This window comes from Streptomyces sp. NPDC041068 (assembly GCF_040647455.1).
Classification (GTDB): Bacteria; Actinomycetota; Actinomycetes; order Streptomycetales; family Streptomycetaceae; genus Streptomyces.
Genome location: NZ_JBEZCG010000020.1, coordinates 36956 through 61943 on the forward strand (window position 1 = coordinate 36956; position 24988 = coordinate 61943).

Below are 24988 nucleotides of genomic sequence, written 5' to 3' on the forward strand. Positions count from 1 at the left end.
GGGCCCGTATGAGACTGCTTCTCGTCGAGGACGACGATCATGTGGCCGCCGCCCTGTCCGCGGTCCTGGCCCGGCACGGCTTCGACGTCGTGCACGCACGCAGCGGCGAAGAGGCGCTGCAGGCCCTGCTGCCCGCGGAAACGCCCCCCTTCGGAGTGGTGCTCCTCGACCTGGGTCTGCCCGACCAGGACGGCTACGAGGTCTGCGGCAAGATCCGCAAGCGCGGCTCGATCCCGGTGATCATGGTGACGGCCCGCTCGGACGTGCGCTCCCGCATCCACGGCCTCAACCTCGGCGCCGATGACTACGTAGTGAAGCCGTACGACACCGGAGAACTCATCGCCCGTATCCACGCGGTCATCCGGCGCCCCACCCCCGGCGGGGCCGTCGCGCCCGGCGACAGCGAGCTGCGGCTCGGCCCCGTGCACATCGAACTGCCCACCCGGCAGGTCAGCGTGGACGGTTCGGTTGTCCAACTGACCCGCAAGGAGTTCGATTTGCTCGCGCTCCTCGCCCAGCGCCCCGGAGTGGTGTTCCGCAGGGAACAGATCATCAGCGAGGTGTGGCGCACCAGTTGGGAAGGCACCGGCCGCACCCTTGAAGTGCACGTGGCGTCCCTGCGCTCGAAGCTGCACATGCCGGCCCTGATCGAGACCGTGCGGGGCGTCGGCTACCGACTCGTCGCCCCGGCCGCATAGCCACAGCGAGGACAGGTGCGCTCTCGCCTCCTCCCGCTGCTGATCGTCCTCATGGCGGGCGTGCTGCTCGCGCTCGGCTTCCCGCTCGCCGTCAGCGTCGCGGCGGCACAGCAGCAGAAGGTGGTCGTCGACCGGATCGACGACACGGCACGCTTCGCGTCGCTCGCGCAGTTCGTCACGGAACGTCCCGCCGGAGCACGGGGGATGGGGGACACGGACGAACGCCGCGACACGCTCCAGAAGGAACTCGACGACTACTACGACGTCTACGGCATCAGGGCGGGCGTCTTCTACCGCGACGACGGTCCCATGGCCCACGCCCCGGCCAATTGGCTCCTGCCCAAGGCCGGGGACATGCGGGGCGCCTTCGAAGAGGCCCTCCGCTCCCGGGGCAGCCACGATCCCGAACAGGTATGGCCGTGGCAGCGGGGGCGGCTGGCCGTCGCCTCGCCGGTGATCAGGGACGGTGACGTCATCGCCGTCGTCGTCACCGACTCACCGACCGGGCGCATGCGTTCGAAGACGCTGCAGGGCTGGCTGCTCATCGTCGCGGGCGAATCGGCGGCCATGCTCCTGGCGGTCGGCGCGGCCCTGCGGCTCACCGGCTGGGTGCTGCGCCCCGTACGTGTCCTGGACGCGACCACGCACGACATAGCGACCGGACGCCTCAAGTCCCGTGTCGCGGCCGCCGGCGGACCGCCGGAACTGAGGCGCCTCGCCCGGTCGTTCAACGAGATGGCCGACCACGTCCAGGACGTCCTCGAACAGCAGCGCGCCTTCGTCGCGGACGCCTCGCACCAGCTGCGCAATCCCCTCTCCGCCCTGCTGCTGCGCATCGAGCTCCTCGCCCTCGAACTGCCCGAGGGCAACGAGGAGATCGCCTCGGTCCGCACCGAGGGCAAGCGCCTGGCCCAGGTCCTCGACGACCTGCTCGACCTGGCGCTCGCCGAGCACACGGCCGCGGACCTGAGCCTCACCGACATCGGCGAGCTGGCCGCGGAACGCGTCGCCGCCTGGCGCCCGCTCGCCGACGAGCGGGGCGTGCGGCTGACGGCCGAGTGCCCGGCGACCACCGGCTGGGCCGACCCGGTCGCCCTCTCCAGCGCGCTGGACGCGGTGATCGACAACGCCCTGAAGTTCACACCCGGGGGAGAGCGGGTCCAGGTGCGGGTCTCCTCCGTCGACGCGACGACGACCGTCGTGGTCACCGACGGCGGCCCCGGGCTCACCGAGGACGAGCTGGCCCGCGTCGGCGACCGCTTCTGGCGCAGCAACCGCCACCAGAACGTGAAGGGGTCGGGCCTCGGCCTGTCCATCTCGCGGGCCCTGCTCGCGGCGGGCGGCGCCTCCATCGCGTACGCCCCTCACGAACCGCACGGACTGAAGGTGACGGTCAGTGTGCCCCGCAGCGAGCCCGGCGCCGCGTCCTGACGGGAACGGCGGCAGGGATCAGGGCCCGAAGTGGTACGGATCAGGGCTTGAAGTGATACGGATCAGGGCCCGAAGTGGCACGGATCAGGGCTTGACCGAGCGGTAGTAACTGCGGGCGCCCGCGTGCAGCTGGAGCGGGTCGGTGTAGAGGGCGGTGCGCAGATCCACCAGCTGCGCCGCGTGCACCTGATCTCCTATGTGGTCGCGGCTGTCGATGACGGCGCGCGTCAACCCCGTGGTCAGCTCGGGGTCGGCCCGGTCGGTGGTCACCAGGAGATTGGCCACCGCGAGAGTCCGGACCGCGGAGCCTCGCTGGGCCGCGGGATAGGCGTCGGCGGGCATCGTCGCGGCCCGGTAGTAGCGCGAGGCGCCGCCCTGCTTGTGCAGCGGCTCGACGAGGTCGCCGAGATCCACGAGCTCGACGTCCATCCGCTCGGAGAGCTCGCGCACGGAGGTGGTCGGCAGCCCGCCCGACCAGAAGAAGGCGTCGATGTCACGCTTCTCCAGCAGGCTCGGCATGGTGTCGATCCCGGCGGACACCGGCTCGATGCTCGTGGCCGGGTCGAGGCCGGCGGCGTCGAGGACCCGGTCCGCTATCAGCCGCACGCCCGAGCGCTCCTGCCCCACCGCGACGCGCTTGCCCCGCAGGTCCTCGACGGAGTCGACGCCGGAGCCCCGGGGCACCACGAGCTGTACGTAGTCGTCGTACAGCCGCGCGCAGCCCTGCAGGTTCTCCCAGCCGGGCGCGCCGTCCAGGCGGTACTTCTCGACGGCGTCGGCGGCCGCGATGGTGAAGTCGGACTTGCCTGTGGCCACCCGCGCGACGTTCTGCTGCGACCCCTGGCTGTTCTGGAGCTCCACGTCCACCTGGGGCATGTCCTGCGAGATCGCCGTCCGCAGGAGCTTGCCGTACCGCTCGTACACACCGTTCTTCACGCCCGTGCTGAACCTCATCGAGCCGCTCGGACTGCTTTCGCCCACGGGAAGCAGCCACCACAGCAACAGCCCGAACACCACGAGCGCCGCGGCGGAGCCCTGCAGGGCATGGCGCCTGCTGATGCGGGGGAGAGCCTGGAGCATGCGCGCGATCCTGCCAGGCCACTCACCGTGCTGACCAGGGGTGAGGTCGCACTGTGCGGTTCCGGTGGCCGGGGTTCCGGTGCCCCGGTCCGAATCCGCGGGCACGCGCGCGTGGCGACCCCGTACCCTGGTGGGCGAGATGAGCGCGAAGACTTACGAGGTGCGCACCTACGGGTGCCAGATGAACGTCCATGACTCCGAGCGGCTCTCCGGGCTGCTGGAGGACGCCGGTTACGTGCGTGCGCCCGAAGGGGCGGACGGCGATGCCGACGTCGTCGTCTTCAATACGTGCGCCGTGCGCGAGAACGCCGACAACCGTCTGTACGGCAATCTCGGCCGCCTGGCGCCGATGAAGACCAAGCGTCCAGGGATGCAGATCGCCGTCGGCGGCTGCCTGGCCCAGAAGGACCGCGACACCATCGTCAAGAAGGCGCCCTGGGTGGACGTCGTCTTCGGCACGCACAACATCGGCAAGCTGCCGGTCCTCCTGGAGCGCGCCCGCGTCCAGGAAGAGGCGCAGGTCGAGATCGCCGAGTCGCTCGAGGCCTTCCCGTCGACGCTGCCGACCCGCCGCGAGAGCGCGTACGCCGCGTGGGTCTCGATCTCCGTCGGCTGCAACAACACCTGCACCTTCTGCATCGTGCCCGCGCTGCGCGGCAAGGAGAAGGACCGCAGGACCGGCGACATCCTCGCGGAGATCGAGGCGCTCGTCGGCGAGGGCGTCTCCGAGATCACCCTCCTCGGACAGAACGTCAACGCGTACGGCTCGGACATCGGCGACCGCGAGGCCTTCAGCAAGCTCCTGCGCGCCTGTGGGCAGATCGAGGGCCTGGAGCGCGTGCGCTTCACCTCCCCGCACCCGCGCGACTTCACCGACGACGTGATCGCCGCCATGGCCGAGACGCCGAACGTGATGCCGCAGCTCCACATGCCGCTGCAGTCCGGCTCCGACCCCGTCCTCAAGGCGATGCGCCGCTCGTACCGCCAGGAGCGCTTCCTGGGGATCATCGAGAAGGTCCGCGCCGCCATGCCGGACGCGGCGATCTCCACCGACATCATCGTGGGCTTCCCCGGCGAGACCGAGGAGGACTTCGAGCAGACGATGCACGTGGTCCGCGAGGCCCGCTTCGCCAACGCCTTCACCTTCCAGTACTCCAAGCGCCCCGGGACCCCGGCCGCGACCATGGAGGGGCAGATCCCCAAGGAGGTCGTCCAGTCGCGCTACGAGCGCCTGGTCGCCCTCCAGGAGGAGATCTCCTGGGAGGAGAACAAGAAGCAGGTCGGCCGCACCCTGGAGCTGATGGTCGCCGAGGGCGAGGGTCGCAAGGACGGTGCCACGCACCGCCTCTCCGGCCGTGCCCCCGACAATCGCCTGGTCCACTTCACCAAGCCGGACACCGAGGTGCGCCCCGGTGACGTCGTGACGGTCGAGATCACCTACGCCGCCCCGCACCACCTGCTCGCCGAGGGCGCCGTCCTGAACGTGCGTCCCACGCGCGCGGGCGACGCCTGGGAGAAGCGGAACGCCGAGGCGGCCGCCAAGCCCGCGGGCGTGATGCTGGGACTGCCGAAGATCGGCGCTCCCGAGCCGCTCCCGGTGGCGACGGGCAGCGGCTGCGGCTGCGACTGAGCGGGGCGGTAGGCACGGCCTTGGCAGGGCGGCACCCCACCGCTGTGGAGGGGTGCTCTGTGCTGCCCGCCGGTTGAACCGCCATGGAGGGGTGCTCCTCGCTGCCCGCCGGTTGAGCGGGGCGGTAGGCACGGCCTCGCCCGACGGCGCGCGTTACGCTGCGGATCATGCTTGTCGCCGCAGCCGTCTGCCCCTGCCCGCCGCTGCTCGTCCCCGAGGTCGCCGCGGGTGCCGCCCCTGAGCTGGACGCCGCCCGCGTGGCGTGCACGGACGCCATCGGGGTCCTCGCCGCCTCCCGGCCCGACCGGCTCGTGGTGGTCGGCCCGGCCGGGCAGAGCGGGCGCGGGCCGCACCTCCAGGGCGCACGTGGGTCCTTCCGGGGCTTCGGGGTGGACCTCGACGTGCGGCTGGGATCCGTTGACGGCTCCGGAGCGCCCGAGGGCGCGACCGTGGACGGCGCCTCGGACGAGACCGCGGAGCGTGAGCTTCCGGCATCGCTCGCCGTCGCCGGCTGGCTGCTCGGGTGCACGGAATGGTCGGCCGCCCCGCTGGAAGGTCTCGGCGTGGGGGAACCACTTGCCGCCGAGCGGTGTATCCAAGTCGGAGGGGAAATCGCGGCGCGGGTGGACCGTGTGGCACTGCTGGTGATGGGCGACGCCAGCGCGTGCCGCACGCTGAAGGCGCCGGGATACCTCGACGAGCGCGCCGCCGGCTTCGACGCGGAGGTCGGGCGCGCGCTGGGCGCGGCCGACGTGGCCGCGCTCAAGGGGCTGGACGCGGAGCTGGCGTACGAACTGAAGGCAGCGGGCCGCGCCCCGTGGCAAGTGCTCGCAGGGGCGGCGGACGGCGCCGCACTGAGCGGCGAGCTGCTCTACGAGGACGCGCCGTACGGCGTGGGGTACTTGGTGGCGGCCTGGTCTTAGCGGGCCTGGTGGCGGCTTGGTCCTGGTGGGCTTGGTGGCGGTCTGGGCTTGGCGGGCTTGGTGGCGGCCTGGTCCTGGGGGGCTTGAGCACGCCCCGGTCCTGGCGGGCTTGATCGCGGCCTGGTTCTGGCGAGCGCTCGGGTCTTGCTTCCGCGGGGCGCCCGCCGGATCTCCGGCACCCGACGGAGTCCCGGCACGCCCTGCGGCACCCTGGCGCGGGCACGCGGCGACGGCCGCGAAGCATTGCGCTTCACGGCCGTCCGCCGATGCGGTTCAGGAAGCCGGGGGCGGTGACGGAGGCGACGGCGGGGTGGCGCCGCCACCCGTGTCCTTGCCCTCGTCCTGCCCGGCGAGGCGGTCGACGGCGTCCTTCGCCTTGCCCGTACCCGCCTGGATCTTGTCGCTGTACTTGCCCTTGGTCTTCTCGTCGACGACCTTCGCGGCCTTGTCCAAGCCCTGGTCGATCTTGTCCCCGTGCTGCTGCGCGAGGTCAGAGACCTTGTCCTTGGCAGGGGCCAGCTTGGCTTTCAGTTGGTCCAGGAAGCCCATGGGTTCACCTTCCCTCGCAGGGGAGCTACTTGCGGGCGCTCTCACCGGCCCCGTTGTCGGCCGCCTCCTCCGCGGACTGCTGCTTCGGGATCTCCACGCCCTCAGCCGCGGCCGCCTCGGTGGTCTCCTCCGGCTTGTCCTCGGCAGCGGCCTCGGCGTCCTTGTCGTCCTCGGCGGCGGGCTTCGAGTCGTTGGAGGCCTCGGTGGATTCCTCGGCCTTCTCCGGCTCGGCCGTCAGTGTGGCGGCAGCCGCTTCGGTTGTTGACGCCTCTTCGCTGTCCTTGGCCTTCCGGCGGAACCGTGCAAAAACGCCCATATCTACTCCATACGTTACTCGTGTGGGCGAAATCCCGCCCCGCCCGGTGCGTCCCATTGCGTCGCCCGGGTCATCGGTCCTCGAAACCGGCGGCCGGAACCTCGCAACAGGCAACGACCTCGGAGCCGTGCCGTCACGTAGCTCGTTCGGGAAGAGTGCGCGGGGTTTGCGAGACTGGGGCGGTGAGTAGTGCAGCTCCCGCCCCGCGGGTCATCGCCGTTGTCGGTCCCACCGCGGCAGGAAAGTCCGATCTGGGCGTTTTCCTCGCCCGGCGTCTCGGCGGCGAAGTCGTCAACGCCGACTCCATGCAGCTCTACCGAGGGATGGACATCGGCACCGCCAAGCTGACGCCCGAGGAGCGCAGCGGAGTGCCCCACCACCTCCTCGACATCTGGGACGTCACGGAGGCGGCCAGCGTCGCCGAGTACCAGAAGCTGGCCCGCGCGGAGATCGACCGCCTCCTCGCCGAGGGGCGCTGGCCGATCCTGGTCGGCGGTTCGGGCCTCTACGTCAGGGGCGCCGTGGACCACCTGGAGTTCCCCGGTACCGACCCCGACGTGCGGGCCCGCCTGGAGGAGGAGCTCACGCTCCGCGGCTCCGGAGCGCTGCACGCCCGCCTCGCCGCCGCCGACCCGGCCGCGGCCCAGGCGATCCTGCCCAGCAACGGTCGCCGGATCGTCCGCGCCCTGGAGGTCATCGAGATCACGGGCAAGCCCTTCACCGCCAACCTCCCCGGCCACGAATCCGTGTACGACACCATCCAGATCGGCGTCGACGTGGCACGGCCCGAACTCGACGAACGCATCGCCACGCGCGTGGACCGCATGTGGGAGGCCGGCCTGGTCGACGAGGTGCGCACGCTGGAGGCGCAGGGCCTGCGTGAGGGGCGTACGGCATCGCGTGCGCTCGGCTACCAGCAGGTGCTCGCGGCGCTCGCGGGGGAGTGCACGGAGGACGAGGCGCGCGCCGAGACCGTGCGCGCCACCAAACGCTTCGCGCGCCGACAGGATTCGTGGTTCCGGCGAGATCCGCGGGTGCACTGGCTCAGTGGGGCCGTGGCCGATCGCGAGGAACTCCCTGCACACGCACTGGCGTTGGTCGAACGACCGGTCACAGCCTGATCACGTGATGGCATCGGGACGCTCCGGCGGTCATCCCGGCACCTGACGGCGTGCCATCATCGACCATCGATCGACCAGTGGAGTCCGAAGTGGGAGGGCGCGTGGCGATGGAGGCCGGCCCTCGTGACACCGCACATGACGGTGGAGAACAGCTGAGCCCCGACGGGCCCGACGAGGCCACGGGTGGGGTGACGGACGACGGTCCCGGCGCGGACGAAATGGCGCCGGAGGCCGAGGTCGAGGTCGAGCTGCGCCCGCAGCGCCGCCTGCGCATCTGGCAGCTCGCGCCCATCGTGGTCCTGGCCGCGGTCGGATCGCTGATGTTCGCGTTCCCGCTGGCCTTCGAGTTCGGCGGGGGTGCCGGTGACGGCGGCGGTGCCGTGGTGGCCATGCTCGGACTGCTGATCAGCTGCTGTGCGGCGGGCTGGGGCATGATGGCCGCCCGCCGTGTGGGACACACCTGGCCCGGGCTGCCCGAGCGGGGCTCCGGCAACCGTCCGGACTGGCGGGTCGTCTCCGCGTACACCCTGTTGCTCCTGGGGGCCGTGGCCCTCGCGGTGTGGCGGGTGGCCCGGCTCCGCTGAGGCCTCCGCGGGGCCGGAGGCACCGGGCCGACGGAGTGTCGTACCCACCCCGTACGATCGAGGAATGAGCACGCGGATCGCCTTCCTCAAGGGGCACGGGACCGAGAACGACTTCGTGATCATCCCCGACCCCGACAACGCCATCGAGCTGTCCCCGGCCGCCGTGGCCGCCCTGTGCGACCGCCGCGCGGGCATCGGTGGCGACGGCCTCCTGCATGTCGTACGCTCCGCCGCCCACCCCGAGGTGCGTCATCTCGCGGACCGGGCCGAGTGGTTCATGGACTACCGCAACGGCGACGGCTCGGTCGCCGAGATGTGCGGCAATGGAGTGCGCGTCTTCGCGCGCTACCTCCAGCGCGCGGGGCACGTCGGCGAGGGTGACGTGGCGGTGGCCACCCGCGGCGGCGTGAAGACCGTGCACATCGCCAAGGCGGAGTCCGGCGGCGACATCACCGTCGGGATGGGCAAGGCGCTGCTCCCCGAAGGGGACGTCACCGTCTCGGTGGACGACCACCAGTGGCCCGCGCGCAATGTGAACATGGGCAACCCGCACGCGGTCGCCTTCGTGGACGACCTCTCCGAAGCGGGCAACCTCTACGACCCGCCGCCCTTCAGCCCCGCCTCCGCCTACCCGGACGGGGTGAACGTCGAGTTCGTCGTCGACCGCGGCCCGCGCCACGTCGCCATGCGCGTGCACGAGCGCGGCTCGGGCGAGACCCGCTCCTGCGGCACGGGCGCGTGCGCCGTGGCCGTGGCGGCGGCACGCAGGGACGGCGCGGACCCGAGCGCGACGGGCGCCCCGGTCTCGTACACCGTCGACCTGCCCGGCGGACGCCTCGTGATCACCGAGCGGCCCGACGGCGAGATCGAGATGACGGGCCCCGCGGTGATCGTCGCCGAAGGCGAGATCGCGCCGGAATGGCTCGAAACGGCAATCCCGTGAACTGTCGCTCGAATGGGTGATCCGTTTCACGCTCGGCGAGAGGCGGTCAGCACCGCGTGATGGGCTCGGTAGCATCAAGCACCGGCCCGGACGGAGCACGCCACCGTCCGTTCACCGCCGGTCGACGCAGCCGGAGGTGCTCATGAGTGCGGAGGCCACGAACCCTGCCACGCCCGGCCCCGTGACGCCCGGGGCCCAGCGCAGGCGCGGCCGCGCCCGGATCGACCTGCGCAGGCTCGGCAGGGCGGCCCTGCTCGGCTCCGGCACCCGGGACCGTCTTCCCGACGCGATCGGCCATGTGGCGGAGGCCCATCGGGCCCACTACCCGGACGCGGACCTGGAGCCGCTGCGTCGCGCGTACGTCCTCGCGGAGTCCTCGCACCGCGGTCAGATGCGCAAGAGCGGTGAGCCGTACATCACGCACCCGCTCGCCGTGACCCTGATCCTCGCCCAACTCGGCGCGGAGATCACGACCTTGACCGCCTCCCTGCTCCACGACACCGTCGAGGACACGGACGTGACGCTCGACCAGGTGCGGGCCGAGTTCGGCGACGACGTCTGCTACCTGGTCGACGGCGTCACCAAACTGGAAAAGGTGGACTACGGAGCGGCGGCCGAGCCGGAGACCTTCCGCAAGATGCTGGTCGCCACCGGCAACGACGTACGCGTCATGTCGATCAAGCTCGCCGACCGCCTGCACAACATGCGCACCCTCGGTGTCATGCGCCCCGAGAAACAGGCCCGCATCGCCAAGGTGACCCGGGACGTACTGATTCCGCTCGCCGAGCGCCTCGGCGTGCAGGCACTCAAGACCGAGCTGGAGGATCTGGTCTTCGCTATCCTCCATCCCGAGGAGTGTGCCCAGGTCAAGGCGCTGATCGCGGCCGATGCCGGGTGCGAGGGGGATCCTCTCGGCGACATCGCGGGCGAGGTGCGCGGCGTGCTGCGCGATGCCGGTATCGCGGCCGAAGTCCTCATCAGGCCACGCCACTTCGTCTCCGTCCACCGGGTGCACCGCAAGCGGGGCGAGCTGCGCGCCTCGGACTACGGCCGCCTCCTGGTGCTCGTCAACGAGGACGCCGACTGCTACGGAGTCCTCGGCGAGCTGCACACCTGCTTCACCCCGGTTGTCTCGGAGTTCAAGGACTTCATCGCCGTACCGAAGTTCAACCTCTACCAATCGCTGCACACGGCCGTGGCCCGTCCCGACGGCGAGGTCGCCGAAGTCCTCATCCGTACGCACCAGATGCACCGGGTGGCAGAGGCGGGCGTCGTCGCGCTCCGCAATCCCTACGCTCCTCCTTCGGAGGAGCCGGTCGACGGCGCCGACGACGAGCGGGCGGACCCGACCCGGCCCGGTTGGCTCTCGCGGCTCCTGGACTGGCAGCAGGCCGCGCCCGACCCGGACACGTTCTGGTCGACGCTGCGGGAGGACCTCGCCCAGGACCGCGAGATCGCCGTGTTCCGGCCCGACGGCGGCACGCTTGGCCTGCCGGCGGGCGCCACCTGTGTCGACGCGGCCTACGCCCAGTACGGCGAGGACGCGCACGCCTGCATCGGCGCGCGCGTCAACGGCCGCCTGGCGACGCTCAGTACGGTCCTGCGGGACGGCGACACGGTGCAGCTGCTCATGGGCCAGGACGTCACGTCGGGGCCCTCACGCGAGTGGCTGGACCACGCGCGCACGCCCGGCGCGCGGATCGCCATCCGCCGCTGGCTCACCACGCACCCGGTACCGACGGCGCCCGCGCCGACACCGATGGGGCAGCGACCGCCCCAGCAGGCCCCGCTGGCCGCTCCTCGGCCGGAGACCGACGACGCACTGCGCCCCGCCGCCGCGAACGCCGTCGTGGACCGCGAGGGTGCCACCGTGCGCCTCGCCGGGTGTTGTACGCCGGTGCCGCCCGACGACGTCACCGCCTTCGCCGTCCGCGGGGGCGTCGTGACCGTCCACCGTGTCGGCTGCCCCGCCGTGGAGCGCATGAAGGAAGTGGGGCGCCCGGAGATCGGCGTGCGCTGGGGGGACACCGCGGAGTGCCGGGTCACTCTGATCGCCGAATCGTTCGGCCGTGCACATCTGCTCGCCGACCTCACCGAAGCGATCGCGCTCGAAGGCGTGGCGATCATCTCCGCGACCGTGGAGCCGCCCACCCAGCAGCGCGTGCGCCACACGTACACGCTCCAACTCCCGGACGCGGCGCACCTCCCGGGGCTGATGCGCGCAATGCGCGCGGTGCCGGGGGTGTACGACGTCAGCCGCGCCCAGCACTCGGCGGCAGCCGCCCACTGAAGGGCCGCCGCCTCAGGTCCTGGGCCCGGCAGCGACTCGTTCGGGTGGCCCGGCGCGCGCCATCGCCTCACGGAAGGCGCGCGCTGATAGCGGTAGTTCATGCTGCTCACCCCAGGGGCCACGGCCTCCCGGCCGAAGGCCGTCCGCACCCCCCGCATCGCCGCCGCCCTGATCGCGGCGACCGCCTCAGCCGCCCTCGTAGCGGCGAGCGCACCGTCACCGGCCACGCCGCTCGGCATCGGCGACCCGCTCTTCCCGCACCTGGGCAACCCCGGTTACGACGTTGCGTCGTACGACATCGCCTTCACCTATCGCGGCGACAACCGCAAACCGCTCGACGCCATCACCAAGATCGACGCCCGCGCGACCGCTCCCCTGGAGCACGTGAATCTCGACTTCGCGCACGGCACGGTCGGTTCCGTGGAGGTCAACGGCAAGCGCGCGCGTTTCGACACCACCGGCGAGGACCTCGTCGTCACGCCGTCCGCGTCGATCGGGCGCGGCGAGCGGATGCGGATCACCGTCCGGCACACCAGCGACCCCGTGCCTGCCGAGGGCACCGAGGGCGGCTGGGTGCGCACCGGCGACGGGCTCGCCATGGCGAACCAGGCCGACGCCGCTCACCTGGTCTTTCCGTGCAACGATCACCCTGCGGACAAGGCACTGTTCACGTTCCGGGTCACCGCCCCCAAGGGGCTCACCGCCGTCGCCAACGGCCTTCCGACCGCCAAGACCCGGAGCGGCACCGCCACCACCTGGGCCTATCGCACGCACCACCCCATGGCCACGGAGCTGGCCCAGGTGTCGATCGGCCGGTCCAGCGTGCTGCACCGCAAGGGCCCGCACGGCCTTCTCGTACGCGATGTGGTGCCCACCAAGGACCGCGAGGTCCTGGAGCGCTGGCTGAAGAAGACGCCCGGTCAGATCGGCTGGATGGAGAAGAAGGTCGGCCGCTACCCCTTCGAGGCCTACGGGGTCCTGGTCGCAGAGGCGCAGACCGGCTTCGAGCTGGAGACACAGACACTCTCTCTCTTCGAGAGAGAGCTCTTCACACGCCCCGAGTACCCGGAGTGGTACGTCGACTCGATCATGGTGCACGAGCTGGCGCACCAGTGGTTCGGCGACAGCGTGAGCCCGCGCTCCTGGTCGGACCTCTGGCTCAACGAAGGCCACGCCACCTGGTACGAGGCGCTCTACGCCGACGAGCAGGCGAAGCAGCCCCTGAAGGACCGCATGCGGGACGCCTACCGCCAGTCGGACAGCTGGCGTGCGACCGGCGGGCCGCCGGCCAGGCCGAAGCAGCCCGCGCCCGGCCAGAAGATCAGCATCTTCCGGCCCGTCGTCTACGACGGCAGCGCCCTGGTCCTCTACGCCCTGCGCCAGGAGATCGGCCACAGGGCCTTCGACCGCCTGCAGCGGGAGTGGGTCCGCACCCACCGCGACGGCAACGCGGCGACCGCCGACTTCGTGCGCCTCGCCTCCCGGACCGCGGGGCGTGACCTGAGCGGATTCTTCGACGCCTGGCTGTACGGGGAGAAGACGCCGCCGATGCCGGGGCATCCGGACTGGGATTCCGGGAAATAACCCGGATGACGAGACGGGCCGTGTCGTGCAACCATCGTCAGGTCGACGGCGCGGCCCGTCGGGGACATCCCCTCGGGGATTTCTCGGGGCCGGCCCGGCCCGGTTCCGGGAATCTCCGGACCGCATCGGGCGTTGTCGACAGTGACGGATCCCGCATCCGTCCCCATTCCCATCGACGAATCGACGTAAGGATCCAATGACCTCCTCTTCTTCCCCTTCCCAGGACGCACAGAGCTTCGCGCAGAACTACCCCGAAGGTCTTCGGGCCGATGCCCTGATGGAAGAGGACGTCGCCTGGAGCCACGAGATCGACGGAGACCGGGACGGCGACCAGTTCGACCGCTCCGAGCGAGCGGCCCTGCGCCGTGTCGCGGGACTCTCCACCGAGCTCGAGGACGTCACCGAAGTCGAGTACCGACAGCTCCGCCTGGAGCGCGTGGTCCTCGTCGGCGTATGGACTTCGGGAACGGTTCAGGATGCGGAGAACTCCCTCGCCGAGCTGGCCGCACTTGCCGAGACGGCGGGCGCGCTCGTGCTCGACGGCGTCGTCCAGCGCCGCGACAAGCCGGACCCCGCGACGTACATCGGCTCCGGCAAGGCCCTGGAGCTGCGTGACATCGTGCTCGAGACCGGCGCCGACACCGTCGTCTGCGACGGTGAGCTGAGCCCCGGCCAGCTGATCCACCTCGAAGACGTCGTCAAGGTCAAGGTGGTCGACAGGACCGCCCTGATCCTCGACATCTTCGCCCAGCACGCCAAGTCCCGAGAGGGCAAGGCGCAGGTGGCCCTCGCGCAGATGCAGTACATGCTGCCGAGGCTCCGTGGCTGGGGTCAGTCGCTCTCCCGTCAGATGGGTGGCGGCGGCGGTGGCGGCATGGCCACCCGTGGTCCCGGTGAGACCAAGATCGAGACGGACCGGCGACGGATCCGCGAGAAGATGGCGAAGATGCGCCGGGAGATCGCGGAGATGAAGACGGGCCGCGACATCAAGCGGCAGGAGCGCCGCCGCAACAAGGTGCCTTCGGTCGCCATCGCCGGCTACACGAACGCGGGCAAGTCCTCCCTGCTCAACCGCCTCACGGGCGCGGGCGTCCTGGTGGAGAACGCACTGTTCGCCACCCTCGACCCCACCGTCCGCCGGGCCGAGACGCCGAGCGGCCGGGTCTACACCCTGGCCGACACCGTCGGGTTCGTACGGCATCTGCCGCACCACCTCGTCGAGGCGTTCCGCTCCACCATGGAGGAGGTCGGCGACTCCGACCTGATCCTGCACGTGGTGGACGGTTCGCACCCGGTGCCGGAGGAGCAGCTTGCCGCCGTGCGCGAGGTGATCCGTGACGTGGGCGCCACCGATGTGCCCGAGATCGTGGTGATCAACAAGGCGGACGCCGCGGACCCGCTGGTCCTGCAGCGCCTCCTGCGCAACGAGAAGCACGCGATCGCGGTCTCCGCCCGCACCGGTGCCGGCGTCGACGAGCTGCTCGCGCTCATCGACTCCGAACTGCCGCGGCCCGAGGTCGAGATCGAGGCCCTCGTTCCGTACACGCACGGCCAGCTCGTCTCTCGCGCGCACGCCGAGGGCGAGGTGCTCTCCGAGGAGCACACCGCCGAGGGCACCCTGCTCAAGGCGCAGGTGCACGAGGAACTGGCCGCGGAGCTCGCTCCGTACACGCTGGTCAAGCGCTGAACAACGCACACATGGTGAAGGCCCGCCCCCTCTCGTAGGGGGCGGGCCTGCATCGCGTCAGGTGCGCCGTGCGGCTACTTCGAGCCGTACTTCTTGCTCATCATGTCGTAGACCTGCTCGGCGCCCCGGCCCAGCTGCGGTCCCGCCAGCCAGGTGTTGTCGGCCGGGCCGATCGAGGTGTTCGACACGAGCTTCGTCTTGTTGCCCGCGACCCGGAACCAGCCGCCGCCGGACGAACCGCCGGTCATCGTGCAGCCGATGCGGTACATCGTCGGCAGGGACGGCGCCATCGAGAGGCGACCCGGCTTGTCGACGCACTTGTGCATGATCAGGCCGTTGTACGGCGGGGCGGCCGGGTAGCCCCAGGCGCCCATCGAGCTCACGCTCTGCGCGGCCGGCGTCGAGAAGTCGACGTCGAGCGCGTTGCCGACCGTCTCCTCGAGGGACTTGCCGCCCTGCTCCGGCTGGACGTGCATGACGGCGTAGTCGTACGTCGCACCCGCGCCGCCCGTCGGACCGCCCTCGTTGATCCACTCGTTGGAGGTCGAGACCCAGTCCGCCCAGTACTGGCCGTAGGGGGCGATCTCCTGCGGAGCGGCGTTGCGCAGGTCGGCCTCGGACTTGCCCAGGTCGTTGTACGAGGGCACGAACGCGATGTTGCGGTACCAGCCGCCGTTCTGACCGGCGTGCACGCAGTGGCCCGCGGTCCACACGAGGTTGGACTTGCCCGGGTTGCGCGGGTCCTTCACGACGGTGCCGGAGCAGACCATCGAACCCTCGGGGGAGTCGAAGAAGATCTTGCCGACGGGGGCCGCGTTCTCGTGGTACGGCGTCTTCTCGCGCTTGGCCTGGACCGGCGTCGGCTCGGGGTCGGTCGCGCCCTGGTCGGCGTTCGCGTCCTTCGCGGCGATCGTCTTGTTCGGGTCCTTCGCCTTCTGCATGCGCTCGGGCTTCCAGAGCCCTTCGATGACCGGGTTGGCGAAGTCCTTGGCCTCGCGCAGCCAGTCGTCCTTGTCCCAGTTCTTCCAGGCGCCGCCCTTCCAGTCGTCCAGGTCGATGCCCTTCTCCTTGAGCTTGTCGGCGAGCCCGCCGGGCAGCTTGGAGTCGGAACCGGAATCGGAGCCGTCGGCTCCCTGGGACGTGGTGGCGTCCGGCTTGTCGCTCGCCTTGTCCTCGCTCGGGCCACAGGCCGTGGCGGTGAGCGCCAGGGTCGCTGCGAGCCCGGTGGCGGCGAGTACGGCGCGCCGCCCACGACTGCGCGCGAACGGCGCACGAGTGGAACGCATGGTGCTGTTACCCCCGATAGAACGTGTATTTGCCATGTACGTGTCATGTGTCACCGCGGGAGCCCCATGGGAGATCCGCTTCGACACAACACCCCACTATGCCTGTGAGGTTGGGGACGAACGGCGGCGGGGTCGTGAAGGTTTCCGGTGCCCCGCCGACGTACGTTTTGCCGTCGATCTGCTCGCTGCAGATCGGACCACTACTGGTCGGCGAACTTCTTGCTGACCGCGTTGTAGATGCCCTTGGCCTCCTTGCCGAGGCGCGGACCGGCCAGCCAGCCTGCCGTCACCGGGCCGATGGAGGTGTTCGACACCAGGGCGGGCTTGCCGTCCTGGCCTTCCGCGACCCAGCCGCCGCCGGACGAACCGCCGGTCATGGTGCAGCCGACGCGGTACATCGTCGGGTCGGGCTTGGTCAGCGAGAGACGGCCCGGCTTGTCGGCGCACTGGAACAGCTTCTGACCGTCGAAGGGCGGCGCGGCCGGGTAGCCGGTCGCCGTCATGGTGTCGATCTTGGGCACCGCGGGAGCGTTGAAGTCCACGGGGAGCGCGGAACCGACCGTCTCCTCCAGCGACTTGCCCTCACTGCCCTTCTCCGGCTTCACGTGAATGACCGCGAAGTCGTACGGCGCACCCGCGCCGCCCGTCGGGCCACCCTGCTCGATCCACTGGTCGGAGGTCTGCGCCCAGTCGCCCCACCAGACGCCGTACGGAGCGACCTCTTCCTTGGGGGCGTTCTGCAGCTCCTCGGCGGACTTGCCGCTGTTGTTGTACGAGGGGACGAAGACCATGTTGCGGTACCAGCCGCCCTTGGCGCCGGCGTGCACGCAGTGACCCGCGGTCCACACCATGTTGGACTTGCCCGGGTGGGCCGGGTCCTTGACGACGGTCGCGGAGCAGACCATCGAACCCTCGGGGGAGTCGAAGAAGAGCTTGCCCGACTCGGCGGCCTGGTCGTGGTACGGCGCCTTCACGGCGGCCGCCTCCACGGGCTTGGGGGTCGGGTCGGTGACACCCTGGTCACCGGAGATGTCGTTGTCGTCGACGCCCCGGTCGGGGTTCTTGTCGGCGTCCCGCATCCGGTCCGGGTCCCAGAGGTCCTCGATGATCGGGTTGACGAAGTCGCCGGCCTCGCGCAGCCAGTCGTCCTTGTTCCAGTTCTTCCAGGCGCCGTTCTTCCACTCGTCCAGATCGATCCCGTTCTCCTTGAGCTTGTCCTTCCAGGCGTCCGGGATCTGGATCTTGTCGTCGCCGCTGTCGCCATTGCTGCCGCCGGGCTGCGACGAGGACGAGTCGCCACCGGCGTTGTCCTCGCTGGGGCCACAGGCCGTGGCGGTCAGTACGAGCGCCGCGCCGAGCGCCACAGCGGCCGCCACGGGGGAGGTTCTGGTGCGCGCGCTCCTCCCATTGCGAACAGCGAAGAGCGGACGTATGGGTCGCATGGTGAGAATCCCCCTGGGCCTCGAAATCGTTCCAAAGTGCTGAACATCAGGGTGTGGAGCACCCGTTGCCGCTGGTGCGGCGCCCCCTTGCGCCCGTTTGCTCGGATTTGCACGGGGGAGCGGTGTGCCCGTTGCTGATGAACGGCACCCCACACTATGCCGGTGCCGTTGGGGACGGCCGACGGAAGGGCAACGGTTCCGTCACGGCAAGGATCTTCCGATTACCCGTGATCCCGCGGCGGCCTCGTCGTTGGTACGTACGGGGGACACGCGGCCTGCGTTCATCCCTCCATGCCAACTCGCCCGCGCGAACGGCCACATGGGGCTCTCCGGAGCCGTATCGGACGGACGCGCTCGTCCCAGCGGGAGGACCGAAAGTCGTGGCCGTGACCGAGCCTGCGCCCTCGGCGGTGTCCGCACCACATTCCGTTACACAGTCCGTACCGCAGCCTTCGCCTCAGTCCGAACCGCAGTCGTCGCCTCAGTCCGAGTCACAGTCCGAGCCGCAGTCGTCGCCTCGGTCCGATGCGCAGTCTTCGCCGCAGTCCGCCGCGCGTACGGCTGGGGGCGTGGCCGGTCGGAGCGGGGCACGGCCCGTGGCGCCCACCGTGGCCCAGGAAGGCATCCTGCGGCGCCAGTCGGCGCGCGAGTCAGCGGCACGCACCTATGCGAGAGCGCTGCCGATCGTGCCGGTCCGGGCGCGCGGCCTGACCATCGAGGGCGCCGACGGACGCCGCTACCTCGACTGCCTCTCCGGCGCCGGAACCCTCGCCCTCGGCCACAACCACCCCGTGGTCCTCGAAGCGATCAGGAAGGTCCTCGACTCGGGGGCGCCCCTGCACGTCCTCGACCTGGCGACGCCCGTCAAGGACGCCTTCACCACCGAGCTGTTCCGCACGCTGCCGCCCGGCCTCGCGGACAGCGCGCGGATCCAGTTCTGCGGCCCCGCCGGGACGGACGCGGTGGAGGCGGCGCTGAAGCTGGTCCGCGCCGCCACCGGGCGCGAGGGCATGTTCGCCTTCACCGGCGCGTACCACGGGATGACCGCCGGGGCGCTCGAAGCATCCGGGGGCGCGACGGACGTACGCGTCGCGCGCCTGCCCTATCCGCAGGACTACCGCTGCCCGTTCGGCCTCGGTGGCGCGCGCGGTGCCGAACTCTCCGCCCGGTGGACCGAGAGCCTCCTCGACGACACCAAGTCGGGTGTACCGGCACCCGCGGGCATGATCCTCGAACCCGTCCAGGGCGAGGGCGGAGTCCTCCCGGCCCCCGACGCCTGGCTCCGCCGGATGCGAGAGATCACCGCCGCGCGCGGCATCCCGCTCATCGCGGACGAGGTGCAGACGGGGGTCGGACGCACCGGAGCCTTCTGGGCCGTCGAGCACAGTGGCGTCGTCCCGGACGTCATGGTGCTCTCCAAGGCGATCGGCGGCAGCCTTCCTCTGGCCGTCGTGGTCTACCGCGACAACCTCGACGTCTGGCCGCCCGGCGCCCACGCGGGCACCTTCCGAGGCAACCAACTCGCCATGGCCGCGGGCGCGGCAACCCTCGCGTACGTCCGCGAGAACGGCCTCGCCGAACGCGCCGCCACCCTCGGCACCCGCATGCTCACCGAACTCCGCTCCCTGGCGGCGGAGTACCCGTGCATCGGAGAGGTGCGGGGGCGGGGGCTGATGATCGGGGTGGAGTTGGTGGATCCGGGGGTGGGGCCGGGTCCCGAGGCGGATTCGGGGGCGGGCACGGATTCGGCTTCGGGTTCGGGGGCGGGCATGGACTCCGGTTCCGGTTTCGGTTCCGGCTCGGGTACGGGGACGGATGCAGGGCCGGGTTCCGCAGGCGGCCCGGTCCGGCGGAGCAGCACCGCGGAGCCCTCCGGCGAAGCCGGGCCGACGGCGGACGGATGTGCCGCCCGGATGACCCCGTCGCCGACCGCACCCCCTCGGAGTGACACCTCCGACGGCCTCCCCTTCACCGCCCCGCCCCGCCCACCGGCACCCGAACTCGCTGCCGCCGTGCAGCGCGAGTGCCTGCGTCGCGGCCTCATCGTCGAGTTGGGCGGCCGCCACTCCAGCGTCGTACGACTCCTCCCTCCCCTGACCATCACCGACGAACAGGCGGCCGCGGTCCTCGACCGCCTCGCCGACGCGCTGGCCACCGCGGCGCGCACCCACCACGGATAGCCAAGACGGACCCGGGCAGCGCCCGGCGGTGACGACCCGCCGGGCATGTCCTGGCCCCGTCGTCATACGGAGCCCGAACAACCTCACAAGGAAGCCCTCTTGAACGCCACCCCCGCATCCGAAGGCCGCCCCCACCCCCACGCCTCAGGCGCGTGCGGCATGCAAACGTCACTGGTGGCGGAGTCCGGTACGGTCCCCCGGCAGAAGGGGAGCGGCCAGGAGGCCGAGCGCTTGCGCGGCCCGTCCACCGACCTGCTGGAGCACCCCGACCCGCACATCGCCGCGCAGGCGGCCGCCGTCGAGAACCTGCTGCGCTGCTGGGTCAGGGAGAACAACCTCCCCGCACCGGACCACGGCGCCCTGCGCATCCCGCTCGACGCCAGCGGAACGGCCCTGCTCGTCCCCGTGCACTACTGGTCGGCCACCGGCTGGCACCGCTTCGGCCTGCCCTACCTGGCGGACGGCCCGGCGAGCGCGCCTCCCGTCGACGCGGTCACCGTCGCCGCCCTCCTCGGCCGCGAGACCGCCCGCCGCAGCGCGGATCCCTCGACGGATGGTGAGGATGGTGAGGACGGTACGGAGACTGAATCCGGAGCGGAGGCCTCAGGCCGCGCAGGCGAAGCGCGCGGTGCAGATGAAGCGCGCGGTGCAGGTGGAGCGCGCGGCGCGGGCGGTGAGGAGGGCATGGCAGAGGCGGGCGGCTCGGGCGAGGCAGGCGACTTGGCCACGGCGGGCGGCTCGGGCGAGGGCGGCGGCTCGGGCGAACGAGGTGTGACCAACCCGGTGGCATCGACTGCTCCAGCCGATGCCACGGAGCGGGACGACGAACGCGACGCACACCCCTCACGCGATGCACGAGGCTCACGCGACGCACACCACTCACGGGAGTCACCCGACTCCCAGGGCTCACCCGCCCCCTACGGCTCCCACGACCTGTCTGCCCCAGCCAGCCCGTCCGCCCCGGCCAACCACACCGCCCCCGTCAGTCCGGTCGACGGCGCCGACCTGGTCGGCCGGGTCGCCGACTCGGTCCGGCGCACGGCCGAGTTCATCGCCGACCGTCGCAACAGGCCCGGCGACAGCCCCGACCTCTTTCTCGCCTCCGAACAGTCCCTGCTCCTCGGCCACCCCTTGCATCCGACCCCCAAGAGCCGCGAGGGCCTGTCCGACACCGAATCCCGCCTCTACTCACCGGAGTTGCGCGGCGCCTTCGCGCTGCACTGGCTGGCCGTCGACCGCTCCGTGCTCGCCGCGGACTCGGCCTGGACGGAGCGCGGGCGCACCGTCCCGGCCGAGCAACTCACCGCCCGCCTCGCCGGCCCGGAACTGGAACTGCCCGACGGCCGAGTCGCGCTGCCCGTGCACCCGTGGCAGATCCGTGAACTCAGGCACCGCCCCGCTGCCGCCGACCTCCTCAACGCCGGACTGCTCCAGGATCTCGGCCCTCACGGCACCCCCTGGCACCCCACCTCCTCCGTACGCACCCTCTACCGCTCCGGCGCGGCCGCCATGCTCAAGCTCTCCCTCGGCCTGCGCATCACCAACTCCCGCCGTGAGAACCTCCGCAAGGAACTGCACCGCGGCGTCGAGGTCCACCGGCTGCTGCGCAGTGGCCTCGCCGAGGAGTGGCAGTCGGCCCACCCCGGCTTCGACGTGGTCCGCGACCCCGCATGGCTCGCCGTCACCGGCCCCGACGGCGCACCCGTCCCCGGGCTCGACGTCATGATCCGGCACAACCCCTTCGGCCCCGGCGACGACGCCACCTGCATCGCCGGACTCGTCTCGCCCAGGCCTTCGGCACTGCCCGGCGGCCAGGACCGCCGCACGATGCGCTCCCGCCTCGGCGAGACCGTCACCCGACTCGCCGGACGAACGGGCCGTCCCCGAGGGGCCGTTGCCACCGAGTGGTTCCTGCGCTACCTCGAGACTGTCGTCCGCCCCGTGCTGTGGCTGGACAGCGAGGCGGGCGTCGCCCTGGAGGCGCACCAGCAGAACACGCTCCTCCTGCTCGACCCCGACGGCTGGCCCGCGGGCGGCCGCTACCGCGACAACCAGGGCTATTACTTCCGCGAGTCCCGACGCGCCGAACTCGAGCGACGGCTCCCCGGCATCGGGCAGGACAGCGACACCTTCGTCTCCGACGAGGTGACGGACGAGAGGTTCGCCTACTACCTCGGCATCAACAACGTCCTCGGTCTCATCGGAGCCCTCGGCGCCGAACGGCTCGCGGACGAGCGGTTGTTGCTCGCCGCCTTCCGCCGCTTCCTCGGCGACATCGCCTCCGGCTCCGACCGGCTGCGCACCTCACTGCCTGCGACGCTGCTCGACTCGCCCGTGCTGCGCTGCAAGGCCAACCTGCTGACCCGGCTGCACGGACTCGACGAGCTCGTCGGCCCGGTCGACACCCAATCCGTCTACGTCACCATCGCCAACCCCCTTCATTCCTGAGGAACATGCCCCACCTCTTCTGACTCTTCCGACAGGAGCGACGCCGTGCCTCCCACCGATGCGAGCACCGACGCCGGGACCGATTCCGTCACTGCCGGCGCCGACGGCACAGACACCCTCGACCTGCGCCTGCCCGACGAGCTCATCGCCCTGCTGGCCGAGGGTGACGGGCGAGGGGCCGCGGTGGACGACGATCTCTTGGACGGCGTCGGGGACTGGGGGCCGGTCACCACCGCGTCCGGTGTCTTCCAGCTCGTACCCGTGCGCCTCGAACGCGACCTCCCTCTGATCAGCCGATGGATGAACGACCCCGCTGTGGCGGCCTTCTGGGAATTGGCGGGACCCGAAGCCGTCACGGAGGACCACCTGCGCCCCCAGATCGACGGGGACGGGCGCAGCGTCCCTTGTCTGGGCGTGCTGGAAGGCATGCCGATGAGCTATTGGGAGATCTACCGCGCGGACCTCGACCCGCTGGCCCGCCACTACCCCTCACGTCCGCACGACACCGGAATCCACCTCCTCATCGGTGGTGTCGCCAACCGCGGCCGCGGCCTTGGCACTTCGCTGCTCAGAGCCGTCGCCGACCTGGTCCTCGACCACCGCCCCGCATGCGCACGCGTCGTAGCAGAACCCGACCTGCGCAACACCCCCTCCGTCTCCGCGTTCCTGAGCGCTGGCTTCCGCTTCTCGGCCGAAGTGGATCTGCCCGACAAACGGGCGGCGCTCATGGTCCGTGATCGGGCCCTGCGCGCCGTGCTCTGACCCGATCACTCTTGGTACACCGCTCGACCCGATCCGGTTCCCTCCCTGAGGAGTTCCCGTGCCGAATCCGTCCGCCAGCCAGATCTCCCGCCCCGCCGCCGAGCTGTACGACCCGCCCGAGCTGACCCAGGACAGATGGCAAGAGGCCGGACGCCGCCTTCTCGCCAAGATGATCGGCGAGTTCGCGTACGAGGAGATCATCCGGCCTGTGCCGGCAGCGGAAGGGGCGACGGACACCTACCGTCTCCACCTCGAACCGTCGGATCCTGAAACGCCCTCGCCCTCGCCGACCCTCACGCCCACCCCGACCCGCACGCCCTCGCCAGCCTCCACCTCCCTGTCTTCGCCCCCGCCCCCTTCCCCTTCCACGGCAGGAGACCAGGGCACCTACCTCACGTTTCGGGCACGTCGCGGCTCGTACGGCGGCTGGCAAGTGGACCCGACCGGCCTGTCGCTCGCCGAAGGCGGCGGACGGCCCTTCCCCTTCAGCGACCCGCTGCGCTTCCTCGTCCTCGCCCGCCGGACCCTTGGTCTGGACGGCGCCACGCTCGGTCACCTCATCCGCGAGCTGACCGTTACGCTCAGCGCCGACGCCCGCATCGACCACACGGCGCTCACCGCAGCCCAACTCGCCGATCTCGGCTACGCGGAGCTCGAAGGACACCAGACCGGCCACCCCTGGCTCGTCCTCAACAAGGGGCGCGTCGGGTTCTCCGCGAGCGACACCGACCAATGGGCTCCCGAAGCGCGCCGCTCCACGGCGCTTCCGTGGATCGCCGTACACATCGACCTCGCCGTGTACCGAGGCGTCTCGGGGCTGGACACCGCACAGCAGCTCTACGACCGCGAACTCTCCACCGACATGCAGCAGTCCTTCGCGGACTTACTGCGCGCACGTGGATGCGACCCGCAGAAGTACCTCTACCTCCCGGTGCACCCCTGGCAGTGGGATGACGTCGTGCTGCCGCTCTTCGCTCCGTCCGTCGCCGCGGATGCCATCGTTCCGCTCTGCAGCGACGGCGATCTGCGCCTGCCTCAGCAGTCCATCCGCACTTTCCTCAACATGTCCCACCCCGACCGGCACACCGTGAAGCTGCCGCTGTCGGTCCTCAACACGCTGGTGTGGCGCGGCCTTCCCACCGGGCGTACGGTCGCGGCGCCCGCCGTCACGGCCTGGATGCACGCCCTGCGCGACGCCGACCCCTTCCTCCGTGACGAGTGCGGGGTGATCCTCCTGGGTGAAGTGGCATCCGTGGCCGTGGAGCACCCGGAGTACGACGCCCTGCCCGAAGTCCCGTACCAGTACAGGGAACTGCTCGGAGCCATCTGGCGCGAGCCGATCACCCGGTATCTCGCTCCGGGGGAGCGCGCCCGCACTCTCGCCTCGCTGCTGCACACCGATCCCCACGGCAGGGCCTTCGTGACGGAGCTCGTGGAGCGTTCCGGGCTGGCTCCTGCCGTCTGGCTGCGTCGGCTCTTCGCCGCCCTTCTGCCCCCACTGCTGCAGTTCCTGTACCGCTACGGCACCGTGTTCTCCCCTCACGGGGAGAACGCCATCGTCGTCTTCGACGACAAGGACGTACCTGTCCGGCTCGCGGTGAAGGATTTCGTGGACGACGTCAATGTGAGTGCCGTGCCGCTGCCGGAGCACGACTCGATGCCGGCCGACGTCCGCGACGTACTGCTCACCGAGCCCCCGGGGTTCCTCACCCAGTTCATCCATTCCGGCCTCTTCGTGGGTGTCTTCCGCTACCTCGCGCCGCTGTGCCGGGATCAACTGGGCGTCCAAGAAGCGGACTTCTGGACCTTCCTGCGCGCCGAGATCCTCCGGTACCAGGCGCGCGCTCCGGAGCTGAAGGAGCGGTACGAGATGTTCGACCTGCTCACACCCCGTATCGAGCGGCTGTGCCTGAACCGGAACCGCCTCCATCTCGACGGGTACCGCGACCGCCCCCAGCGCCCGCACGCCGCCGTGCACGGAACCGTGCCCAACCCTCTCCATCAGCCTTGATCGGCGGATTGTCAGTGGGGCAC

The 24988-nt window shown here is 71.0% G+C and carries 19 protein-coding genes; 14 read left to right on the forward strand and 5 right to left on the reverse strand.

Going from position 1 to position 24988, the window contains the following annotated elements:
* The first annotated feature begins 8 nt into the window (after nt 1–8).
* Together AB0B50_RS36425 and AB0B50_RS36430 are read left to right on the forward strand one after the other, a co-directional pair.
* Complete coding sequence (locus AB0B50_RS36425) at nt 9–698, forward strand: response regulator transcription factor (protein ID WP_362340117.1); 690 nt, start codon at nt 9–11, stop codon at nt 696–698.
* A gap of 15 nt (nt 699–713) precedes the next feature.
* A complete protein-coding gene (locus AB0B50_RS36430; protein ID WP_362340118.1) occupies nt 714–2129 on the forward strand; it encodes a HAMP domain-containing sensor histidine kinase in 1416 nt (471 codons plus the stop codon).
* Between the two features lie 84 nt (nt 2130–2213).
* Here the strand turns inward: AB0B50_RS36430 and AB0B50_RS36435 are convergent, their stop codons facing one another.
* Nucleotides 2214–3209, reverse strand: a complete 996-nt coding sequence (locus tag AB0B50_RS36435; RefSeq protein ID WP_362340119.1) for a TAXI family TRAP transporter solute-binding subunit — start codon at nt 3207–3209, stop codon at nt 2214–2216.
* Nucleotides 3210–3348: 139 nt separating this feature from the next.
* Here AB0B50_RS36435 and miaB point away from each other — a divergent pair, with 139 nt between their 5' ends.
* Nucleotides 3349–4839 (forward strand): tRNA (N6-isopentenyl adenosine(37)-C2)-methylthiotransferase MiaB, encoded by a 1491-nt coding sequence (miaB, locus tag AB0B50_RS36440; protein WP_362340120.1) that lies wholly within the window; start codon nt 3349–3351, stop codon nt 4837–4839.
* Between the two features lie 167 nt (nt 4840–5006).
* Complete coding sequence (locus AB0B50_RS36445) at nt 5007–5762, forward strand: class III extradiol dioxygenase subunit B-like domain-containing protein (protein ID WP_362340121.1); 756 nt, start codon at nt 5007–5009, stop codon at nt 5760–5762.
* 273 nt (nt 5763–6035) lie between these two features.
* On the opposite strand, the gene AB0B50_RS36450 is transcribed toward AB0B50_RS36445, so the two are convergent.
* Nucleotides 6036–6311 carry an antitoxin gene (locus tag AB0B50_RS36450; protein ID WP_362340122.1) on the reverse strand — a complete coding sequence of 92 codons (276 nt, stop codon included), beginning with the start codon at nt 6309–6311 and terminating at the stop codon, nt 6036–6038.
* A 25-nt stretch (nt 6312–6336) separates the two neighbouring features.
* Nucleotides 6337–6627 carry a hypothetical protein gene (locus tag AB0B50_RS36455; RefSeq protein ID WP_362340123.1) on the reverse strand — a complete coding sequence of 97 codons (291 nt, stop codon included), beginning with the start codon at nt 6625–6627 and terminating at the stop codon, nt 6337–6339.
* Nucleotides 6628–6809: 182 nt separating this feature from the next.
* Between AB0B50_RS36455 and miaA the strand changes: the two genes are divergently transcribed.
* The 6 genes from miaA to hflX all read left to right on the forward strand — a co-directional run bounded on the left by miaA (nt 6810) and on the right by hflX (nt 14836).
* The gene (miaA, locus tag AB0B50_RS36460) at nt 6810–7748 is read left to right on the forward strand and encodes a tRNA (adenosine(37)-N6)-dimethylallyltransferase MiaA (RefSeq protein ID WP_362340124.1); all 939 of its coding nucleotides are present in this window, start codon (nt 6810–6812) and stop codon (nt 7746–7748) included.
* 107 nt (nt 7749–7855) lie between these two features.
* Nucleotides 7856–8332: a hypothetical protein gene (locus AB0B50_RS36465; RefSeq protein WP_362340225.1), complete on the forward strand. Its 477-nt coding sequence runs from the start codon at nt 7856–7858 to the stop codon at nt 8330–8332.
* A gap of 64 nt (nt 8333–8396) precedes the next feature.
* Nucleotides 8397–9275, forward strand: coding sequence for a diaminopimelate epimerase (gene dapF / locus AB0B50_RS36470; RefSeq protein WP_362340125.1), 879 nt, complete (start codon nt 8397–8399; stop codon nt 9273–9275).
* A 142-nt stretch (nt 9276–9417) separates the two neighbouring features.
* The gene (locus AB0B50_RS36475) at nt 9418–11565 is read left to right on the forward strand and encodes an HD domain-containing protein (RefSeq protein WP_362340126.1); all 2148 of its coding nucleotides are present in this window, start codon (nt 9418–9420) and stop codon (nt 11563–11565) included.
* Between the two features lie 99 nt (nt 11566–11664).
* A complete protein-coding gene (locus AB0B50_RS36480) occupies nt 11665–13149 on the forward strand; it encodes a M1 family metallopeptidase (RefSeq protein ID WP_362340127.1) in 1485 nt (494 codons plus the stop codon).
* Nucleotides 13150–13345: 196 nt separating this feature from the next.
* Complete coding sequence (gene hflX, locus AB0B50_RS36485; protein ID WP_362340128.1) at nt 13346–14836, forward strand: GTPase HflX; 1491 nt, start codon at nt 13346–13348, stop codon at nt 14834–14836.
* Between the two features lie 74 nt (nt 14837–14910).
* Here the strand turns inward: hflX and AB0B50_RS36490 are convergent, their stop codons facing one another.
* Nucleotides 14911–16122, reverse strand: coding sequence for a hypothetical protein (locus AB0B50_RS36490; RefSeq protein WP_362340129.1), 1212 nt, complete (start codon nt 16120–16122; stop codon nt 14911–14913).
* A gap of 200 nt (nt 16123–16322) precedes the next feature.
* Nucleotides 16323–17564, reverse strand: a complete 1242-nt coding sequence (locus AB0B50_RS36495) for a hypothetical protein (RefSeq protein WP_362340130.1) — start codon at nt 17562–17564, stop codon at nt 16323–16325.
* Between the two features lie 569 nt (nt 17565–18133).
* On the opposite strand from AB0B50_RS36495, the gene AB0B50_RS36500 reads away from it, so the two are divergent.
* The 4 genes from AB0B50_RS36500 (at nt 18134) to AB0B50_RS36515 (ending at nt 24965) form a co-directional block, all read left to right on the forward strand.
* Entirely contained in the window at nt 18134–19744 is a 1611-nt protein-coding gene (locus tag AB0B50_RS36500; RefSeq protein ID WP_362340131.1) for a diaminobutyrate--2-oxoglutarate transaminase family protein, read from the forward strand.
* Between the two features lie 159 nt (nt 19745–19903).
* The gene (locus AB0B50_RS36505; RefSeq protein WP_362340132.1) at nt 19904–22192 is read left to right on the forward strand and encodes an IucA/IucC family protein; all 2289 of its coding nucleotides are present in this window, start codon (nt 19904–19906) and stop codon (nt 22190–22192) included.
* A gap of 45 nt (nt 22193–22237) precedes the next feature.
* The gene (locus AB0B50_RS36510) at nt 22238–22954 is read left to right on the forward strand and encodes a GNAT family N-acetyltransferase (protein WP_362340133.1); all 717 of its coding nucleotides are present in this window, start codon (nt 22238–22240) and stop codon (nt 22952–22954) included.
* A gap of 58 nt (nt 22955–23012) precedes the next feature.
* Nucleotides 23013–24965 carry an IucA/IucC family siderophore biosynthesis protein gene (locus tag AB0B50_RS36515; protein WP_362340134.1) on the forward strand — a complete coding sequence of 651 codons (1953 nt, stop codon included), beginning with the start codon at nt 23013–23015 and terminating at the stop codon, nt 24963–24965.
* Nucleotides 24966–24988 lie beyond the last annotated feature (23 nt).

What these genes read in the sequence shown, in the direction of transcription:
- AB0B50_RS36425 (WP_362340117.1), top strand. Translation starts at nt 9, where the DNA reads ATGAGACTGCTTCTCGTCGAGGACGACGATCATGTGGCCGCCGCCCTG.
- AB0B50_RS36435 (WP_362340119.1), bottom strand. Translation starts at nt 3,209, where the DNA reads ATGCTCCAGGCTCTCCCCCGCATCAGCAGGCGCCATGCCCTGCAGGGC.
- miaB (WP_362340120.1), top strand. Translation starts at nt 3,349, where the DNA reads ATGAGCGCGAAGACTTACGAGGTGCGCACCTACGGGTGCCAGATGAAC.
- AB0B50_RS36445 (WP_362340121.1), top strand. Translation starts at nt 5,007, where the DNA reads ATGCTTGTCGCCGCAGCCGTCTGCCCCTGCCCGCCGCTGCTCGTCCCC.
- AB0B50_RS36450 (WP_362340122.1), bottom strand. Translation starts at nt 6,311, where the DNA reads ATGGGCTTCCTGGACCAACTGAAAGCCAAGCTGGCCCCTGCCAAGGAC.
- AB0B50_RS36455 (WP_362340123.1), bottom strand. Translation starts at nt 6,627, where the DNA reads ATGGGCGTTTTTGCACGGTTCCGCCGGAAGGCCAAGGACAGCGAAGAG.
- AB0B50_RS36465 (WP_362340225.1), top strand. Translation starts at nt 7,856, where the DNA reads ATGGAGGCCGGCCCTCGTGACACCGCACATGACGGTGGAGAACAGCTG.
- dapF (WP_362340125.1), top strand. Translation starts at nt 8,397, where the DNA reads ATGAGCACGCGGATCGCCTTCCTCAAGGGGCACGGGACCGAGAACGAC.
- AB0B50_RS36475 (WP_362340126.1), top strand. Translation starts at nt 9,418, where the DNA reads ATGAGTGCGGAGGCCACGAACCCTGCCACGCCCGGCCCCGTGACGCCC.
- AB0B50_RS36480 (WP_362340127.1), top strand. Translation starts at nt 11,665, where the DNA reads ATGCTGCTCACCCCAGGGGCCACGGCCTCCCGGCCGAAGGCCGTCCGC.
- hflX (WP_362340128.1), top strand. Translation starts at nt 13,346, where the DNA reads ATGACCTCCTCTTCTTCCCCTTCCCAGGACGCACAGAGCTTCGCGCAG.
- AB0B50_RS36490 (WP_362340129.1), bottom strand. Translation starts at nt 16,122, where the DNA reads ATGCGTTCCACTCGTGCGCCGTTCGCGCGCAGTCGTGGGCGGCGCGCC.
- AB0B50_RS36495 (WP_362340130.1), bottom strand. Translation starts at nt 17,564, where the DNA reads ATGCGACCCATACGTCCGCTCTTCGCTGTTCGCAATGGGAGGAGCGCG.
- AB0B50_RS36505 (WP_362340132.1), top strand. Translation starts at nt 19,904, where the DNA reads ATGCAAACGTCACTGGTGGCGGAGTCCGGTACGGTCCCCCGGCAGAAG.